3 protein-coding genes and 15 pseudogenes are annotated in these 19711 nt (G+C 43.4%); 1 reads left to right on the top strand and 17 read right to left on the bottom strand.

Annotated elements, in window-relative coordinates; all coding sequences use genetic code 11:
• Positions 1 to 201: 201 nt before the first annotated feature.
• The 15 pseudogenes from CA265_06480 to CA265_06410 form a co-directional block, all read right to left on the bottom strand.
• Positions 202 to 654, bottom strand: a pseudogene (locus tag CA265_06480) (hypothetical protein).
• Between the two features lie 228 nt (positions 655 to 882).
• Positions 883 to 1323: pseudogene (locus CA265_06475) on the bottom strand (hypothetical protein).
• A 231-nt stretch (positions 1324 to 1554) separates the two neighbouring features.
• Positions 1555 to 1992, bottom strand: a pseudogene (locus tag CA265_06470) (hypothetical protein).
• A 231-nt stretch (positions 1993 to 2223) separates the two neighbouring features.
• Positions 2224 to 2658, bottom strand: a pseudogene (locus CA265_06465) (hypothetical protein).
• A 222-nt stretch (positions 2659 to 2880) separates the two neighbouring features.
• Positions 2881 to 3507, bottom strand: a pseudogene (locus tag CA265_06460) (hypothetical protein).
• Positions 3508 to 3561: 54 nt separating this feature from the next.
• Positions 3562 to 4023: pseudogene (locus CA265_06455) on the bottom strand (hypothetical protein).
• Between the two features lie 231 nt (positions 4024 to 4254).
• Positions 4255 to 4692: pseudogene (locus tag CA265_06450) on the bottom strand (hypothetical protein).
• Between the two features lie 225 nt (positions 4693 to 4917).
• Positions 4918 to 5322: pseudogene (locus tag CA265_06445) on the bottom strand (hypothetical protein).
• 285 nt (positions 5323 to 5607) lie between these two features.
• Positions 5608 to 5952 (bottom strand): annotated as a pseudogene (locus tag CA265_06440) (hypothetical protein).
• A pseudogene (locus tag CA265_06435) lies at positions 5953 to 6399 on the bottom strand (hypothetical protein).
• Between the two features lie 222 nt (positions 6400 to 6621).
• Positions 6622 to 7059: pseudogene (locus tag CA265_06430) on the bottom strand (hypothetical protein).
• A gap of 240 nt (positions 7060 to 7299) precedes the next feature.
• Positions 7300 to 7767 (bottom strand): annotated as a pseudogene (locus CA265_06425) (hypothetical protein).
• A 564-nt stretch (positions 7768 to 8331) separates the two neighbouring features.
• A pseudogene (locus tag CA265_06420) lies at positions 8332 to 9588 on the bottom strand (hypothetical protein).
• Positions 9589 to 9861: 273 nt separating this feature from the next.
• Positions 9862 to 10239: pseudogene (locus CA265_06415) on the bottom strand (hypothetical protein).
• Between the two features lie 297 nt (positions 10240 to 10536).
• Positions 10537 to 17238, bottom strand: a pseudogene (locus CA265_06410) (hypothetical protein).
• Positions 17239 to 17755: 517 nt separating this feature from the next.
• Here CA265_06410 and CA265_06405 point away from each other — a divergent pair.
• Positions 17756 to 17941, top strand: a complete 186-nt coding sequence (locus tag CA265_06405; protein ARS39325.1) for a hypothetical protein — start codon at positions 17756 to 17758, stop codon at positions 17939 to 17941.
• Between the two features lie 27 nt (positions 17942 to 17968).
• Here the strand turns inward: CA265_06405 and CA265_06400 are convergent, their stop codons facing one another.
• Together CA265_06400 and CA265_06395 are read right to left on the bottom strand one after the other, a co-directional pair.
• Positions 17969 to 18616 carry a DNA-binding response regulator gene (locus tag CA265_06400; protein ARS39324.1) on the bottom strand — a complete coding sequence of 216 codons (648 nt, stop codon included), beginning with the start codon at positions 18614 to 18616 and terminating at the stop codon, positions 17969 to 17971.
• Positions 18617 to 18727: 111 nt separating this feature from the next.
• Entirely contained in the window at positions 18728 to 19699 is a 972-nt protein-coding gene (locus CA265_06395) for a hypothetical protein (protein ARS39323.1), read from the bottom strand.
• Positions 19700 to 19711 lie beyond the last annotated feature (12 nt).

Genomic DNA, 19711 nt, shown 5'->3' with positions numbered 1-19711 from the left:
TGTTGCAGATCCGCCCAAAGTATAGGTAATCTGTGTATCGGTAGCCGATGGATTACTTAAGGTTACGACAAATGTTCCGCTAACCGGACCAGTTTCGCTACCATTGGTACCTGGAGCAATGCTGGCCACAGCGGTATCGTTATCGGTAATGGTAACCAATGCTGTTGACGTTCCGATGGTTACCAATCCACCTTGAATATTGCTTAGTACAGCGCTCAAAGTTTCTGATGGCTCAACCAGATTATCATCATTAACCGGAACAGTAAACGTTAATGTTGCACCTGCCGGCGAATTTGCAGGGAACATCAATGTACCTGTTGTTGCGGTATAATCTAAACCAGCTGTAGCGGTTCCATCTACCGTTTTATAATCAACACTGAATGAGTTTTGTACTGCTGTACTTAAAGTAACGGTGAACGTTGCCGTTCCAGCTGCCTCATTTATTGTTGGTGTGGTAGAAATGCTTACACTAGCCGTGTTGTTATCCAGAATATTAATAGTGGCAGGGTTATTATTTACGCTAACCAATGGGTTGTTTGAAGTACCCAAAGTTACAACAACCGTTTCTGCGCCTTCTACTATCGCATCTGCCAATACCGGAATAATAATGGTTCCGGTAGTTTGACCAGCAGGAATGGTGATGGTTTTCACAATTGGGGTATAATCACCACCTTCTGTTGCAGTTCCTCCTACCGTATAACTAAGCTGTGTATCAGTTGCTGATGGATGATTTAAAGTTACCGTAAATGTGCCGTTTACCGGGCCGCTCTCATTACCACTTGTTCCGGCGGTAATGGTGGCAATTGCGGTATCGTTATCTGTAATGTTAACCGTTGCTGGTGTGGTACTTGCTGTAATAGCACTATTATTTGTCATAGCAGACATGGTTAATAGCACCGTTTCGTTTCCTTCTACCAGGTCGTCGTTCAATACCGGTACGCTCACCGTAGCAGTAGTTTGTCCGGCCGGAATAGTTACCGTTGTACCGATAGCAGTATAATCGCCTCCACTTGTAGCAGTTCCACCTACCGAATAGGTAATCTGCGTATCCGTTGTAGAAACGTTGCTTAAGGTGAATGTAAACTGACCTGCAGTAGCTGGCTCTGCCCCATTTGCAGTAGCGGTTACTGTTACGGTAGCGGTAGTTTGATCAGCAATACTGATGCTAGCAGGCGTATTGTTTACCGTTACCAATGGATTACCCGAATTGGTTAAGGTAACGACCACGGTTTCTGGTCCTTCTACAATATTATCGCTTAATACCGGAATGGTAATGGTACCTGTAGTTTGTCCGGCTGGGATCGTGATGCTTTGAGTTACAATCGGACTGTAATCGCTACCCTCTGTTGCTGTTCCGCCAATAGTATAGGTAATGGTGGTTGGCTGCGAAGAAGGATTGCTTAAGGTAACCACAAATGTTCCATTTACAGGGCCGTTTTCAGCACCATCTGTTCCTGCAGCAATGCTGGCTATGGCCGTATCATTATCTGTAATGTTAACAGTAGCCGGTATTGTACTTGCCGTAACCGAAGCATTATTGGTTGCAGCGGTCATGGTTAAAATAACGGTTTCCATACCTTCTGCAATATTATCATCCAATACCGGTACACTTACCGTTGCAGTGGTTTGTCCGGCAGGGATGGTTACCGTTGTCCCGATAGCGGTGTAATCTCCAGCACTTGTAGCTGTTCCGGTTACCGTATAGCTAATCTGTGTATCAGTGGTCGCTACATTGCTTAAGGTAAAGGTAAACAAACCTGGTGTTGCAGGTTCTGCCCCATTCGTTGTAGCAGCTACGGTTACGGTTGCTGTGGTATTATCGCTAATGTTAATGCTTGCAGGCGTATTGCTTACGGTTACCAGCGGATTGCCCGAGTTGGTTAAAGTTGCAATTACGGTTTCTGTATCCTCGACAATATTATCGCTTAATACCGGAATGGTAATAGTACCCGTAGTTTGTCCGGCCGGGATGGTAATGGTTTTCGTTACAATGGTACTGTAATCGCTGCCTTCAGTAGCTGTTCCACTTAAAGTGTAAGTTAAAGTAGTTGGCTGCGCAGATGGATTACTTAGAGTAACCGTAAATGTACCATCAGAAGGTCCATTTTCATTACCTGGTGTACCTGCAGTAATGGTGGCTACTGAAGTATCATTATCTGTAATATTAACGGTTGCAGGAGTCGTGCTGGCCGTAACTGAAGCGTTGCTGGTCGTGGGTGCCATCGTCAAAATAACGGTTTCCGTACCTTCTGCAATATTGTCGTTCAATACCGGTACACTTACCGTTGCCGTGGTTTGTCCGGCAGGGATAGTAACTGTAGATCCTATTGCAGTATAATCTAATCCGCTTATTGCGCTTCCACCCACACTATAGGTAATCTGTGTATCTGTAGTTGAGACATTACTTAAGGTAAACGTAAATAAACCTGGTGTAGTTGGCTCTGCTCCATCATTGGTTGCCGATACCGTTACTGTGGCTGTAGTGTTGTCAGCTATATTTATAGTTGCAGGGCTATTGCTGATCGTTACCAATGGATTTCCAGAGGTGGTTAACGTAGCTGTTACGGTTTCTGTTCCTTCTACTATGGCATCGGTTAATACGGGAATCGTAATGGTTCCTGTGGTTTCTCCCGCCGGGATAATAATGGTTTTGGTTATGGTGGTGAAATCACTTCCTTCGGTTGCAGTTCCAGCTATAGTATAGGTAAGCTGTGTATCTGCCGATGATGGATTGCTTAAGCTTACCGTAAAGGTTCCGTTTACAGGTCCATTCTCATCGCCTGGTATTCCCGCAGTAATCGTGGCTTCTGAAACATCATTATCAACAATAGTTGCGGTGGCTGTGGCATTGCTGATTAACACCACACCGCCTGTAATATTGCTTAATGTTGCGCTAAAAGTTTCAGCTGACTCGGCAATATTATCGTTATTGATCGGAACGGTAAAAGTTAACTTATCACCTGCCGCAGCATTTGCCGGGAAGCTTAAAGTTCCGGTCTGCGTGGTATAATCTGCCCCAGCAATTGCAGTCCCGTTGGTTGTTGTATAATCTACAGTAAATGCATTTTGAACCGCGTTGTTTAAGGTTACAGTAAAGGTTACTGTTCCATCGGCTTCATTTACCGTAGGTGTAGTCGAAATACTTACACTCGCAGTATTGGCATCAAGGATATTGATTGATGCAGCTGTTGCACTGATGTTTACCGATGGATTGCTTGAGCTGGCTAAAGTTCCGATAACGGTTTCAATGCTTTCGCTAACAGCATCTGCTAACACCGGGATGGTGATCGTTCCTGTAGTCTGTCCTGCTGGAATGGTAATGGTTTTGGTTACAATGGCCGAATAATCGCTTCCTTCGGTTGCTGATCCACCTAAATTATAGGTCAGCTGTGTATCAGTTGAAGATGGATTACTTAAGGTTACAGTGAATGTTCCGTTTACCGGACCAGTTTCATCGCCGTTTAAACCTGCAGTAATTGTTGCTATCGAAGTATCATTATCGGTCATGGTTACCGTAGCAGTACTGGTTGCAATGCTTACTAAACCACCTGTTACATTACTGATTGTCGCGTTGAACGTTTCATTTGGTTCAAGGAGGTTATCATTATTAACCGGAACGCTAAAGGTTAAAGTTGCCCCGGCAGGAGATCCGGCAGGGAAAGTTAATGTTCCGCTTGTGGCGGTATAGTCTAAGCCTACTCCGGCTATTGCAGTGCCATTGTTGGTTGCATAATCAACTGTAAATGCGTTCTGAACAGCTGCACTTAAAGTAACTGTGAATGTTGCTGTTCCATCGGCTTCGTTTATACTCGCTGGTGTGGCAGAAATACTTACGGTAGCGGCATTATTGTCGTTAATATTAATGCTTGCAGCTGTATTATTTACGGTTACCAACGGATTTCCGGATGTAGCTAATGCCGCAACAACGGTTTCCGTTCCTTCCACTGTTGCATCGCTTAACACCGGAATGGTAATCGTACCGGTAGTTGAACCCGCAGGAATGGTAATGGTTTTGGTTACGATTGCAGTATAATCATTGCCTTCGGTTGCTGTTCCGTTTAAAGTATAGGTGAGCTGTGTATCGGTTGAAGATGGATTGCTTAAGATTACCGTAAAGGTACCGTTCACGGGTCCGTTTTCATTTCCTGCAATGCCTGCTGTAATGCTTGCAACTGAACTATCATTATCAGTAATATTAACAATAGCTGGTGTTGTACTTGCTGTAATAGCAGCATTACTTGTGGCAGCCGTCATGGTTAAGATTACCGTTTCGCTACCTTCTGCAATATTATCATCCAATACGGGAACTGATACGGTTGCTGTTGTTTGTCCGGCCGGAATGGTTACCGTAGTACCAATCGAAGTATAATCGGCCCCGCTGCCAGCTGTTCCACTCACTGAATAGGTAATCTGCGTATCCGTTGCAGATACATTACTTAAGGTAAAGGTAAACTGACCAGGTGTGCCTGGCTCGGCACCATCAGCACTCGCCGCAACGGTTACCGTAGCCGTTGTATTATCGGCAATATTAATGCTCGCCGGGGTATTGCTTACCGTAACAGCGGTATTATTACTGGCAGTTAATGTGGCCACTACAGTTTCGGTACCCTCCACCAAGGCATCGGTTAATACCGGAATGGTGATCGTTCCCGTAGTTTGACCTGCAGGGATAGTGATGGTTTTGGTTACGATATTACTGTAATCTGTCCCTTCGCTGGCTGATCCGCTTAAGCTATAAGTAAGCTGCGTATCAGTTGCCGATGGATTACTTAAGGTTACTGTATAGGTTCCGTTTACCGGTCCGTTTTCGTTTCCATTGGTAGCTGCACTAATGGTGGCTACCGAAGTATCATTATCGGTAATGGTAACTGTAGCCGTGCTGGTTGCAATGGTTACCAAACCACCTGTCACATTACTAATTGTAGCATTAATGGTTTCGTTCGGCTCAACTACATTATCGTTCGTAATCGGAACCGTAAAGGTTAAAGTAGCACCTGCCAACGATCCCGCAGGGAAGTTTAAGGTACCGGTTGCAGCGGTATAATCGCTACCCGAAATAGCCGTACCGTTCGAAGTGCCATAATCGACACTAAAACCTGCCTGAACGGCATTGCTTAAAGTTACGGTATAGGTCGCTGTTCCTGCTGCTTCATCGATACTGGCTGGCGTGGCAGAGATACTTACTGTCGCCACATCATTGTCATTAATGGTTCCAATTCCTTCGGCCTGCGTAATGCTAAGCGGAGCACTGGCACCACTTAAGGTTACTTTGAAGGTTTCAATACTTTCAGTGATGTTATCGTTTGTTACCGGAATAAGAATAGTTTGCGTAGCACCTGAAACAGAACCCGCAGGGAAAGTAACTACACCTGTTTGAGCGGTATAATCAGACCCTGCAATTGCTGAATTGTCAGCAGTGGTATAATTGATTGAAAGTGCATCCTGTATATTTCCGGTCAATGTTACCGTGAAGGCCATGCTGCCAACGTTTTCTAAAGCAGAAACACTGTTAATAGCTACACTTGCTGCATCATCATCGGTAATACTGGCTGTTCCTGTTGCTCCTGCCGCAGGAATCGTTACTGCCGATCCGGCACTAATACTATTTAAGGTTACGGTGAAGTTTTCGGCACTTTCGGTAATGGCATCATTAATCACCGGAATATTGAAAGTTTGCGTCGCACCTGAAACAGAGCCCGCAGGGAAAGTTACACTACCCGTTGTTGCCGTATAATCAGAACCTGCAATTGCCGTTCCGTTGGCCGTTGAATAATTTACGGTAAATGCATCCTGAACATTACCGGTTAAGGTTACCGTAAAGGTGGCATTACCAGCATTTTCCACTAACGATACATTGTTGATTGCTACCGTTGCCTGATCGTTATCTGCAATATTTACCGTTGCAGGAATGGTACTTGCCGTAATGGCCGGATTGCTGGTTGCGGCCGTCATGGTTAAAATAACGGTTTCTCCTGGCTCCACAAAAGTATCGTCCTGCACCAATACCTGTACGGTTTTGCTGGTTTGTCCGGCCGGGATGATTACTGTTGTACCCAGCGAAGTATAATCTGTTCCACTACTTGCTGTTCCGCTTACTGCAAAAGTAACCTGTGTATCGGTTGTGGCAGCATTACTTAAGGTGAAGGTAAACAAGCCTGGCGTACCTGGTTCAGCACCATCATTGGTTGCCGCTACGGTTATGCTTGCAGTTGTATTATTGGTAATATTAATTGTTGCCGTTTTATCAGCAGGAATTGGTGAAACGTTTACCAATGCACTGGTTGTAGATACCAGGGTGGCCACCACCGTTTCTGTTCCTTCAACCAGTAAATCGGTTTGAACTGGAATTGTGATTGTTCCGGTAGTTTGCCCTGCCGGAATAATAATGGTTTTGGCTATTGTTGAGTAATCAGTTCCCTCTGTTGCGGTACCACCTAAAGTATAGGTAATTTCGGTATCTGTTGAAGATGGATTACTTAAGGTTACGGTAAAGGTTCCGTTGACAGGTCCGTTTTCGTTTCCTGATGTTCCTGCAGTAATGGATACCGTTGCTGCATCGTTATCAACAATAGTTGCAGTGGCGGTAGCATTGCTGATAATCACCACTCCTCCTGTAACTCCGCTTAGGGTAGCGGTAAAGGTTTCGGATGCTTCAGCAATAACATCGTTGTTTATCGGAACCGTAAAAGTTAATGTGCTTCCTGCAGCAGCATTTGCCGGGAAGATTAATGTTCCGCTGGTAGCTGTATAATCTAAACCTGCCAATGCAGTACCATCAGCTGTGCTGTAATTTACACTAAACGGGTTTTGAACCGCATTGTTCAGGGTAACAGTAAAAGTTGCCGTTCCCGCAGTTTCATTGATGGTAGGCGTAGTAGAAATACTGATACTCGCTGTATTGGCATCAATAATATTGATACTGGCCGGCGTCGTATTTACAGTTACCGCATTATTCGAAGTGGCTAAAGTGGCCGTTATCGTTTCTGTACTTTCGGTAACCGCATCAGGCTGCACATCAAGGGTAATGGTTCCTGTAGTTTGTCCAGCAGGAATGGTAATGGTTTTGGTGACTACCGTTGAGTAATCGCTTCCTTCGGTTGCTGTTCCGCCTAAAGTATAGGTTAATTGTGTATCGGTTGATGCCGGATTGCTTAAGGTTACCACAAAGGTTCCTTTTATTGGTCCGGTTTCGTTACCGTTTACACCTGCTGCAATGGTCGCAACGGAAGTATCGTTATCCGTAATGGTTACCGGCGCAATTGCAGTACCGATGGTTACCAGTCCACCTGTTACACCGGTTAAGGTTCCATTGAAGGTTTCGCCTGGTTCAACCAGATTATCGTTATTTATTGGAACGGTAAATGTTAAGGTAGCGCCCGCAGCAGAATTTGCCGGGAAGTTTAAGGTTCCGCTGGTAGCGGTATAATCAAGTCCGGCAATTGCTGTTCCATTTGTGGTGGTATAGGTGACATCAAATGCACCCTGAACGGCACTGTTAAGCGTTACCGTAAATGTAGCCGTTCCGGCAGCCTCGTCGATACTGGTTGGACTAGTCGAAATACTAACCGTTGCCGTGTTGTTATCCAGAATGTTAATGCTTGCCGTTTTATCTGCTGGAGTAGTGGTGATACTTACCAGCGCACTATTTGAAGCCAAAAGAGTGGCAATAACTGTTTCTGTTCCTTCTGCTGCCAAATCTGTTTTAACAGGTATGGTAATTGTTCCGCTGGTCTGGCCTGCAGGAATAATAATCTTTTTGGTTACAATGTTATCGTAATCAGCACCTTCTGTTGCTGTCCCACCCAAAGTATAGGTAATCTCCGTATCTGTAGAAGATGGATTACTTAAGTTTACTGTAAAGGTTCCGTTTACTGGGCCATTTTCATTGCCTGTAGTTCCGGCAGTAATGCTTGCAACCGAGCTATCATTATCAGTAATGGTTGCATTAGCTGTTCCGGTAGCAATAGTGACCAAACCGCCTGTTACATTGCTTAATGTTGCAGCGAAAGTTTCACCTAACTCGACCAGATTATCGTTCGTAATGGCAACAGTAAAGGTTTGGGTTGCGCCTGCAGCTGATCCGGCCACAAATGTAATGGTTCCGTTTTTAGCCGTATAATCTGTCCCAGCTGTGGCTGTACCATCTACAGTCGCATAATCAACCGTAAATGCATTTTGAATGGCATTGTTTAAGGTTACCGTAAATGTAGCGGTCCCGGCAGCTTCGTCATAACTAACTGGTGTTGCCGAAATACTTACCGTAGCGGCATCGTTATCGGTAATGGTAGCTGTTCCGGTTGCAGTAGCAATAGTAGCCGGCCCGGTTATTCCAGAAAGTGTAGCTGTAAAGGTTTCACTGGTTTCGGTAATGTTATCGTTAATTACCGGAACGGTAAAAGTTTGCGTAGCGCCATTTACCGACCCTGCCGGGAAGGTAACGGTTCCGGTAGTTGCGGTATAATCGCCCGGTTGAACCGCAGTACCATCGGCAGTAGCAAAATTAACGGTGAAACTGTTTTGTACAGCTCCTGTTAAGGTTACCGTGAAAGTAGCTAAACCACCCGTTATATCTTCTGCAACAGAAATATTGTTGATGGCAACAGCAGCATTATCGTTATCCACAATCGAGGTGCTTACACTAGCATTGCCTAAAGATGCCGGACCAGTAAGCGATCCGATAGAAACGCTGTAATCTTCTGTATTTTCCAGTATATTATCATCAATTATCGTAACAGGGAAAGTGATGGTACCACTTGCTGCGCCAACAACCGATCCCGCAGGGAAAGTAATAGTCGAACTACTAAAGTTATAATCAGCAGCATTAGTGGTATTCGGCGTGATTCCGGTTTGCACCGTTACCGGCGATGCCAGAATTGTTCCTGCCGTTCCGGTTAGGGTAAGGGTATAATTAACCGCACCTGCATTTTCGTTAACGGATGCAGGTCCTGACAATACCACAGTTGGATAAATGCTCACATTAACCGTAACCGGATCGCTCACTACCCCATCGGCTGTTGTTAAGGTATAAGTATAACTATCTGTTCCGGTATAACCTGCATTTGGTGTATAGGTTACTTTTCCGCTTGCATCTACTGAAGTTGTACCATGTGCACCATTTCCTGCTAATACCGTAGTGTTGGTGGCAGTTGCACCATCATTGGCTTTAACATCGGTAGTAACCGGTGTGTTTACTAAGGTATTTGCGTTATCGGTTAGTCCTACAGGTTTAATTGAAATGATAAAAGTTTGTGCTGCACTTTGGTCTACACCACCATTTGCGGTGCCTCCATTATCATTTAACACCACCGTTACAGTAACCTTGCCCGCAAAGTTTCCTGAAGGTGTATAAGTTAAGTTTCCTGAAGCGTCTATAGCAGGTTGTACTGTAAACGAAGTGTTGCTGTTATTGCTGACTACAAAGTTTAGCGTTTGGCTTGCAAGCTCATCGGCCGGCCCAGCCACAACAGCTGTAGCCCAATTGTTGATGGTTTGTGCACCTGCATTCGCATTGATTAGCTGGTCGGCGCCTTTTGTAAATGAAGGTGCATCGTTTATTGGATTGATCGTTATGTTAACATTTTTAGCCACATTAGCATAAACTGTTCCATCAGATCCATTCCAGCTAAAGCTTGTTGAGCCATTAAAATTGGCATTAGGTACGAACGTGATTTTATCTAAGTCAGCATTATTAATTTCCTGCCCTGCAGTAATATTTAAACCATTTAATTTAAGTGTACCGTTGGCTGGAAGACTTACAATCTGAATTTTGCTTAAAGCACTATTCTCCACATCGGTGAAACGGGTGGTAAAATCGGTTATTGCAAAAGGAATAATGGTATCCTCATCTCCTGACTTACCAAAATCATCAACAACCGGTGCATCATTTACTGGTGTAACCGATATATTAACCGCAGCAATTGCGGAGTAAGATGTACCGTCGTTTCCGGCCCAGTTAAAGCTAACATTTCCATTAAAGTTTAAGCCTGGAACAAAAACTAAATTGGGAATTTCAGAAGCCAGTATCTCCTGACCTGCCGATACTGCCGAGCCATTGAGCAATATGGTACCTTGTGCAATTGGAGGAAGGTTTGACAACTGAATTTTTGACAAGGCATCACCTTCTATGTCATTAAAATTGCTGGTAAAATTTCCTAAAGTAAATGGCAGATTAACATCTTCTACGGTCGTTAAGTTAATATTGCCTATGGTTGGCAAATCGTTAACTGGTGCAATAATAATGTTGACATCATTTTGTACAGTTGCATATGCTGTGCCATCGCTACCGTTCCATTTAAAGGTAACTGTACCGTTAAAGTTTGGCGCAGGAACAAACGTTATGTTGGCCAAATCTACTGCCGCTATTTCTTGTCCGGTAACAATATTAGTTCCGTTCAGTTTTAATACCCCCTGGCTGGCTGGAGGTAAGGTTACCACCTGAATTTTATTTAGTGCATCGCCATCTGCATCAGTGAAGTTGCCTGTAAAATCGCTTGCTGTAAAGTTTAATGTTACATCTTCCGCACCTGCTTTGGATACTGCAGCGATTACCGGATTATCATTAATCGCAGCAATAGTAATGTTCACATTTGCCGGCGCATTTGCATAAGCAAGTCCATCGCTGCCATTGTAACTAAACGATACATTACCATTAAAGTTAGGTGCAGGCACGAAAACAAGATTAGCTAAATTTGCGGTTGTAATTTCTTGTCCGATTGTTACATCAACACCATTTAATTTAAGGACTCCCTGTGCGGCTGGAGGTAAACTCAATACCTGTATTTTGGCCAATGTACCATCTACATCGGTAAACTGATTAGTAAAATCAGCACCTGTGAAAACCACATTGGTATCTTCTGTTCCATTTTTAGCCACATTGGCTACAGAAGGAATATCGTTAACCGGCTGAATACTTAATGTTAACGTTTTGGTATCGGTTAATGCCGGTCCTCCTGTATTGCCCTGATCGTTAATATTTACAGTTAAGGTAACATTGCCATTTGCATTTGCTAAAGGTGCATAGGTTACTTTATTGGCTGCAATAAAAGTATTGATAGCGCTTATGTTTCCGGTAATTGTAATTGCATTTGTACCTGTACCGGCAATGGCTATGCCCGCTTCGCTGGTGGCGCTTATCGTACCCTGGCCCGACGGAACGCTTAATGTAACGACAACGTTCAGGTTGCCTGCATCGGCATCTGCAAAGCTGATTCCGCTTATTGTCTTCGGTGTATCCTCAACAACTGAAATTGAAGCCGGCACTGTTGCAATTGGCGCAATATTGTAATCTTCTCTCCAATCCCGTTCAGCAGTTGCCGGAGTATCTAAATTAGGGAATGAATTAGGGTTCTGGCCATTTGTTGGATTATTGGCCGCATCATTATTATCAAAAGCATCATCCAGGCCATCTTTATCTGCATCGGTACCCAGTGCCACTACATTAGCAATACCATTATTATCGGTATCATATGCTTCAATGGTATCGCTATCGCCATCATTATCCGAATCTAAGTCGAGGTAATCTGCCTGATCTGCACCATCTGTATTTACAGGTACAATACCCGCTCCATAAGCATCATCTAAGCCATCGTTATTGGCATCAACACCAGAAGGCGGAAGATAACCAGCAGTGCTTTGTGCTTCAATATTATCTGGAATACCATCACCATCAGAATCAAGGTCTAAGAAGTTCGGAATACCATCTCCATCCGTATCGGTTACGCCTTCAACCGAATCTTTAATACCATCACCATCTGAATCAAGATCGAGGTAATTTGGAATACCGTCTCCATCGTTATCTTTAACTGTTACTGGAGTACCTGAAGGATCGCCAGTTAAAGTACCCGTAATGTTATTGTAGTCATCTGCAATATCAACAATACCATCATTATCAAAATCGTTGGTTAAACCTGTACCCACTTTTCCATCGCCATCTACATCTGGTCCGCCATTTTCTATTACATCGTTAATACCGTCATTATCCGAATCAAGATCAAGGAAATTAGGCACACCATCACCATCTTTATCTGGCGGCGTATAACCTCCGTTAGCAGCTAATGGAACACCATTGGCATCTACATTAGCAGGGCCGATTAAACCGATTCCTGGTAAACCATTGTTATCAGGATCTGAACCACCCGCTTCTATTACATCCGGCACACCGTCACCATCAGAATCCAGGTCATGGTAATTTGGTAAACCATCCCTTCCTCCAGTGTCAGTCATGCCATCTACCGTATCTAAAATACCATCGTTATCGTCATCCAGATCAATCCCATCCGGCACGCCATCTTTATCATAATCTGATGAGCTTCTCCAATCTCTTTCTCCTCCGGGCACCTGAACATCAGGCATCGAAAGCGGCGTTTGTCCTCCGTTGGTTGCATAACCTATCGGACTGGTATTGCCATTGTCGTTATCATAAATGTCAGCTAATCCATCACCATCAGCATCAGGGAGCAAATCCATAATTCCATCCGGAGTGGATGCACCTGTCTGATTATTTTTAACGTCGACTTCTAATGGACTGGTTACTGCATTTTCAAGCCAGTCTCTAAATCCATCGTTTTCAGCATCCGTATCAACATAATCCGGCGCACTACCTCCATCGGCATTAGAATAACCAGAAATAGCTCCGCCATTATTTACATCATAGGCATCATCTATCCCATCGCCATCCGTATCCAGGCCTTTAGGCGCTACATATAAAGTGGTTGGTAAACCTTCAACAATATCAATAATGCCATCATTGTCGGCATCGATATCCAGGTAGTTCGAAAGGCCATCAAAATCCCTGTCCTGGTTAAACAATGTACTAATCGTTACAAAATCCGGGTCGTTCAAATCTGAAAGACCATCTTTATCGGCATCAACGATTGGTCCCGTACCAATAATACCATCGTTTTCGCTATCTATAATATAAAAAGCCGCTTCATAAGTATCTGGTATTCCATCGCCATCGGAATCGAGATCCAGGTAGTTTGGCTTGCCATCTTTGTCTTTATCCTGAATAACCAAAGGTGTTCCCCCGTTATTGGGATCAACGGCATTGGCCAATCCGTCGCCATCTGTATCCACAAAAGCACCAATACCAAAGCGACCATCGTTATCCGGATCGTTATTTGGGTTTCCGTTCGATTCAATTGCATCTACAATACCATCGTTATCCGAATCTACATCCAGGTAATTAGGAATTCCATCGTTATCAAAATCACTGATTCCCTCAACAGTATCCGGAATGCCATCATTATCATCATCCTGATCAATGCTATCCGGTACACCATCGCGATCCGAATCTATTGTAAGATTAACTACGTTAGAAATGACACTCGCACAAGCATTATCGGTTTGCGTAACCAGCACCCGGTATTTGTAACCTTCCATGGTACTGTTAACCCCGGTAATGGTGAGGATATTGGTGGTTGCTCCACTGTACAGACTACCATTGCTAATATTGGTAAAATTAGTCCCGTTGTTGGTACTAAGCTGCCATTGATATTGGCTGGTACCACTACCACCAGTTGTGGCTACATTTAAAGTAACATTAGATAAAGCCCTAACATTTTGGTTAACTGGCTGTGTGGTAATTGTACTTGCCGTACCTACAGTAATTACAACCGGACTTGTGGTTGCCGATTGGCATACCGTTCCGTTTAGGGTAGATACTGTTGTTCTGCGGTATTGGGTAGTTTGGGTTAAAGCTCCCGGCGCATATGTAGCCGATGTTGCTCCTGCAATCACATTCCAGGTAGTGCCATTGGTAGAATTTTCCCAGGTGTAAGTTATGGTGCCTGCTCCTGTACCGTTAGCTGTAGAGCTGATGGGTGCTGGTGTGGTATTGGCACAAATGGTTTGGTTCGCGGCAATAGTGCCAGGGGTAACCGCACTCTGTACGGTAACATCAAATGTAAAGGTGTTGCCGCTGCAATTGTCTAAAACCGGAGTTACCGTATACCTTACAGTTGCACTGGCAGCTGAGTTATTCACCAAAGTTTGGCTAATTGGCGCGCTTACAGCTGTAGTCGCATCGCTAAATCCGGTAACGTTGCTACCGCTGATTAAACTGGCTGTCCAGGTATATTTTACATTTGCGTTGCTCGATGTTGGACTAACAGAGAAAGTTCCGTTGCTACAAAGCGTTGCCGGGTTACCAGCTGATGCTGAAATATTCGGTCCGATTACTGTGGTAATGGTAAATGTACTACCACTACAACCCGCATTAGTTGGTGTAACCGTATAAACAACGTTAGCTGTGGTTGTGCCGGTATTGGTTAAGGTTTGTGCAACCGAGGAAGCATTTGTTCCGGTAGTTGCACCTGTTACCGTGCCACCGCTAATAACAGGAGCAGACCAGGTATAAGTTGTACCTGCTGGTGCTTCAACTGGTGCAAAATTGAAAGAACCCGATACACACAGGTTATAATTTTGATTTGAAATGCTGGGCCTTGTGGTTACACTTATGGTTACTGGTGTTGACGGTGCATTAGTACAACCTCCTCCACTTACTATGGCCCTAAAAGATGTGGTTACGTTAAGGTTGGTATAGTTTAAAGTTGTAGAAGTTGTATTAGGCAGATAAGTACTCCAGGTAGTACCATTATCAGTAGAAAATTCCCATCTAACCGGTGTAGCAGTTGTATTAGCCAAGGTTAAAGTGCCGTTGCTGCCACTACAAACAGGCGATGCACCCGTGATTGTTCCTGTAGAGGTAACGGTAATGGTATGGGTAGCCGTTTTAGGTGTACACCCTGCTGCAGAAGCGGTAACAATTGCAGTTCCATTAAATAGCGGTGAAAAAGTAACCTCGCCGGTAGTAGCATTAATAACAGCTTCCGAACCGGTAGTGTTGATGCTGTAGGTTATTCCGGTGGTGTTCGCAGCCGTGGCCGTATAGGTTTGCGTACCCGCTCCCTGACATCTTGTAGATGTGCTTCCGGCAGCAAACACCGGAGTACCCACTATACCGTTTACCCGTATGGTTCCTGAAGCCGACACATTCGGGCTTCCTCCAGTTGTGGTTACCGTATAACTTTGAGCGCCGCTTGTGGCCGTAGTTGGTGTGCCGGATATGGTTAGTATTTTTGTGCTTGAATTATAATTTTGGGTAATACCCGCTGGCAGACCTACAACATTGGCTCCTGTTGCCGTTCCTCCAATTGAATAAGTAATGTTAGTAATGGCGGTACCAATACATACTGTTTGCGCATCTGATGGAGGCGATGATGGTGAAGTTAATGATATTGCCGTAATGGGCGTAGTACTTATCGTAACTGCATCATTGGCTGTATTTGGGTCTGACTGAGTACCTGTAATGGTTGCCGAATTGCTATAATCGCCGGAAGCATTTACCTTGGCTGTAATAACCAGCGTAGCTGATGCATTAGGCCCCAGCGAACCGATGTTCCAAACGCCTGTAGTATTTACATAGGATGTTCCGGTAGATGCCGTATGGCTTACGTAGGTATAACCAGATTTTAACAGATCGGTAACCGAAACGCCCAAAGCCGTACCTACACCAATATTACTAGCTGTTAATGTGAATTTTACCGATCCGTTTACAGCAGGGGTCGCATTATCTACCGTTTTGGTAATCGCACGGTCTACATTACATAAGGCTACGGTAATAGGCAATGATTGCGCACTGATACCGCAATCTAATTTAGAAGTAATGGTATAAGTTCCCGATTCAGTTGGCGCATAAGTCATACCAGTTGCTCCTGGTATAGCCACGCCATTAAAATACCATTGAAAAGGGGCAATGCCAGTTGGATCTGCGCTTAAGGTAGCACTGCTGCAGGCCGTTTGTGATAGTATCGGTTTTAAGGCTTGTTCTGGTAATGGTGTAATAAAATTAGACATGGAATAACCACCACCCGTTTGCACCATGGCAATATTCATCCGCGTACCGCTGGTAAAGGTTAGTGTAGCGGGTGAATTGATATTGGCATTCGTAAAATCGATAATATAGTTCCCTGTACTTCCCAACTGTCTCCTTACCCCCACACCAGCAATCGTTTCTATATCGGTATTGGTATAGTTGGTTGTACTGCTCCCCGTAGTGGTTAACAAAACTTTATCGGTTGCACTTTTCGTGGTGATGTAACCAAAATAGGTTAAATCTCCCCCGGAACTGTTCCTGAATTTATATGTTTTGGCGACCAAACTTCCACCACAGGTAGCCACCGGTGCCAGGGTAAGCATATCTACTTCACAACTGGTTGCAGTACCTGAATAGGCCACAACATTTTTTGTAGATAATACCCTCGATGAACTATATTGACTACCTACTACCCCATTTGGTATGGTAACGAAACTACCTGCAGCCACCAATGTATAAGAATTGGTTGAAGCCAGCGAACCATTAGTATTGTAATTGGTAATTGTAAGTGTTGTATTGGCCTGCGTAGCCACAATGGTGGTTTGCTCAGCAGTAGAGTTACCCGCACTTCTGATAATCAGGTATTCACTACCTAGGGAAGTAACAGGAGGAACAGGATTAAACACCCCATCGCCACAACCTGCAGGAGAATCTAAATTAGACCCCGAATTCATCACAACTGGTGCCGAACTTTCGACCAAACCACCAATTGCGGTTTGAAAAATATAACTTTGGCCCGTATTTAAAGTCGTTATTGCCGTTCCATTTAACTTAATCGTGGTGTTGTTTTCAAGCGCCATTACACTGTACACCACATTACTCAATCCATCCCTGTAATAACCTACCCTAAAAGAAGTTCCTATTGCAGCATCGCCAAAACTGAATAATGCCGAATTTCCCTTAATATTTGCATCCGTATAGGCATCAGAAGCCACATTGCGGATGTTAACCGTAATGGGATTATTACCCTCTACAATAATCCCGCGATCGTTAAGTATCGTATTTAGTGCATTAGCGGATATCGTATTAGGATTCCCCACAAAACGATAAACTGCTGGTGCTGCTGGTGTTGGTGTAAGCGTGGTAACCAATGTTCCATCACTTTTTTTTACGTTAACCGTAGTTCCAACTGTATTGGTGGTCACAATTAACTCGTTTGCCTGACTCCAATATTGCCAGGGCGCTGGTGCAATGTAATGAGTTTTATAAGTCTGCCCAAACGCCGCCCCAAAGTTGAAAATAACAATAGCGAACAAAAAAACCACCCAGCGAGCAAAAGAGCTACCAAATTGTTTTGTTAAATTAATTTTCTCACCAAAAAATATATGCGAATAGCGGGATAGAGAGTGTAAATTTTTATTCATACGCTGGGATGATAGGTACCTGTATCATTAAGAATGATATCGTTCTAAAAAGCTGTTTTTATTTCAAGAAATATTTACGTAATCTTAAAACCTGTGGTTTTAAAAATTGAAAATTTTATGAGCAATTAATTTAAGCCGTTCATTCTGTTCATCAAAGTATACAAAGATATATTATTAAGTATCAATATTTTTACGGCAAATCTAAAATACGTATAATTAATTATACACAAAAACATCAATTTGATTTTTGTCAAAAAAAACAGCTATCTAAAGTTAAATTGGCCTGTTTTTACCAGAGCCTGCGACCCAGATATATTGATCCTGATCAACTAAATAAATACAACTTTTAGCTATATTCGTTTAAGGCTTATACTTAGGTCAGGTAACAACTCTTGAATGCGCTATTCATTTAGAATAGCCAAAATCATTTTCTCTGGAATCTAAACGTTAACACAAATGAATTAAATAAAACTTTGACTGTTTTAAAATGTTGAGATAGTAATCAATTAGGTATCTTATGAAAACTAAAGACAATCAAAACACAGCGGAAAAAGGGAGTAAAAGTAAAGGAAGCGCAAAGGAAAAGGCCTCCTTCGATCAAAATGGAAAGGGTTCTTCAGATAAATTTGGACAGGCTGGCTCCACACCTAACGAATCAGGAACGGGCGGACCAGGTACTGTAGATAAAAACAAAAAGGCTTAGAAAAGATAAAAAGAGTAAATACTCTTTTTATCTTTCATAGATACTCATCTTTTCAGCCAGTTCTATAATGCTTTTTATTTTAAGCTTTTGGAAAAGTCTCAGTTTATAAGTACTTACTGTACCCATTTGAAGATTCAGCTGATTAGAAATTTCCAATACCCCTATCCCCTTTGTTAGTAATTCTGCTACTTCTAATTCCCTGCCCGAAAGTTTGGTAAAAGGATTATCCGCATCGTTACCCAATATACTGTTGAACATGTTTTCCTTCACATTTCTGCTCGAATAGCGACTGCCAGCTAAAATAGTAGTAATGGCGGTTACAATTTCAGATTCTTCTGCATTTTTAGTTAAGTAACCAGATGCGCCAGATTTTAAATATGGAACGGCATAAATATTCTCATTCAAAGATGAAAATACCAAAATTTTTGCGTTTGGCTGAACCAGTTTAATCTGATCGATTACCTTCAGGTTATTACCTCCCGGCAAGTTTACATCGATGATGATTAAACTTGGCGATTTTTCTGTTTCGACAAGCGCCTGCTCTAAGGTAGATGCATGAATGATTTCAACACCAGGCCAAAAGTCTGATATTAAACCTTTTAATCCACGACGGATGATCTCATGATCATCAGCGATGAGCACAGTAAAAGTACTTACGGCATTTTTTGTTTTCATTATTTTAAGAATATTCTGCAAGTTAATAAAAAGTTATTTTTTTGTACGCAATTGTAGTTAATTTTTCGTTTAAATGTGTAAATATTATTATACACAAGTTTACAGTTTTGTTTAAAACACCCGTGGGGTTGCTAATCTGATGTTTTGCTTAATGAACGAATAGGACAATGAAATCTCGTGTGTTCCGCCGCTATAGCCTTGTAACGGGCCGATTGAAAAATCGTAACCATAACCGATCCTGAGTTTTTCTGACGGAAAAATCTGTATCGCTGCTACGGCAGAGTTCCTGGGTGTAAGATCACGTTGCAAATAGTTTTTATCATACAGCTTTACTCCTGTCCGGTACGAACCGCCTACCCAGATAAAATCTTTGATCATCAAAAATGCATTCACATCTAAACTCGTTGGTCCCCCCCGATCATCTTTTAACAGGAAGGAAGGTTTTACCTGAAAATCTTCTGAAAGCGGAAACAAAGCTCCGGCGGTCAGGTAATAATGCGGTTTTGGCTGTGGGATAAAAGCATAACGGTCGATATCGATATAAGTGGCAATCAGGTTATCGGCTGAGAAACCTGCATAAAACCTGTCGTTGGCAAAGTAAACCCCTGCCCTTGCATCGGGCACAATGGTACTCTGCATGCCTACTGGCTGATTTGGTTCCGGATTGTTCGGGTTCAGCATGGAGCCGTCGATACCCAACTGTACCATGCCCACACCCAAGCCCAGCGCCAATCTCGAGCTACCATCATCATTCATCCTGATCCGGTAGGCATAGTTGCCGTAAATACTCAGGTTAGTCTGTGCACCCAGTTTATCGCTCGCCACCTGAAGGGCCAAACCAACGTTACCGCTGTTTGCAATGGCATCTACAGCCAGCGACATGCTTCTTGGTGCTCCGGTAATCCCTGTCCACTGGCTACGGTAAAAGCTATGCACATTCAGCACCTCTTTATATCCGGCATAAGCGGGGTTGATATAAATCCCGTTGAACATGTATTGGCTATACTGGGCATCCTGCTGTGCAGATACCGGCTGCGGAAGCCACAAAAACAAACCTGCTATTAATCCTATTAGTTTCTTCATCGTATCTTCCTC

The organism is Sphingobacteriaceae bacterium GW460-11-11-14-LB5 (assembly GCA_002151545.1).
Classification (GTDB): domain Bacteria; phylum Bacteroidota; class Bacteroidia; order Sphingobacteriales; family Sphingobacteriaceae; genus Pedobacter.
Note: the sequence above shows the minus strand (reverse complement) of the source record. Positions and strands in the feature narration are given on the sequence as shown.

Coding starts and splice junctions, on each gene's coding strand:
- CA265_06400 (ARS39324.1), bottom strand. CDS start 18,616: ATGAAAACAAAAAATGCCGTAAGTACTTTTACTGTGCTCATCGCTGAT.
- CA265_06405 (ARS39325.1), top strand. CDS start 17,756: ATGAAAACTAAAGACAATCAAAACACAGCGGAAAAAGGGAGTAAAAGT.
- CA265_06395 (ARS39323.1), bottom strand. CDS start 19,699: ATGAAGAAACTAATAGGATTAATAGCAGGTTTGTTTTTGTGGCTTCCG.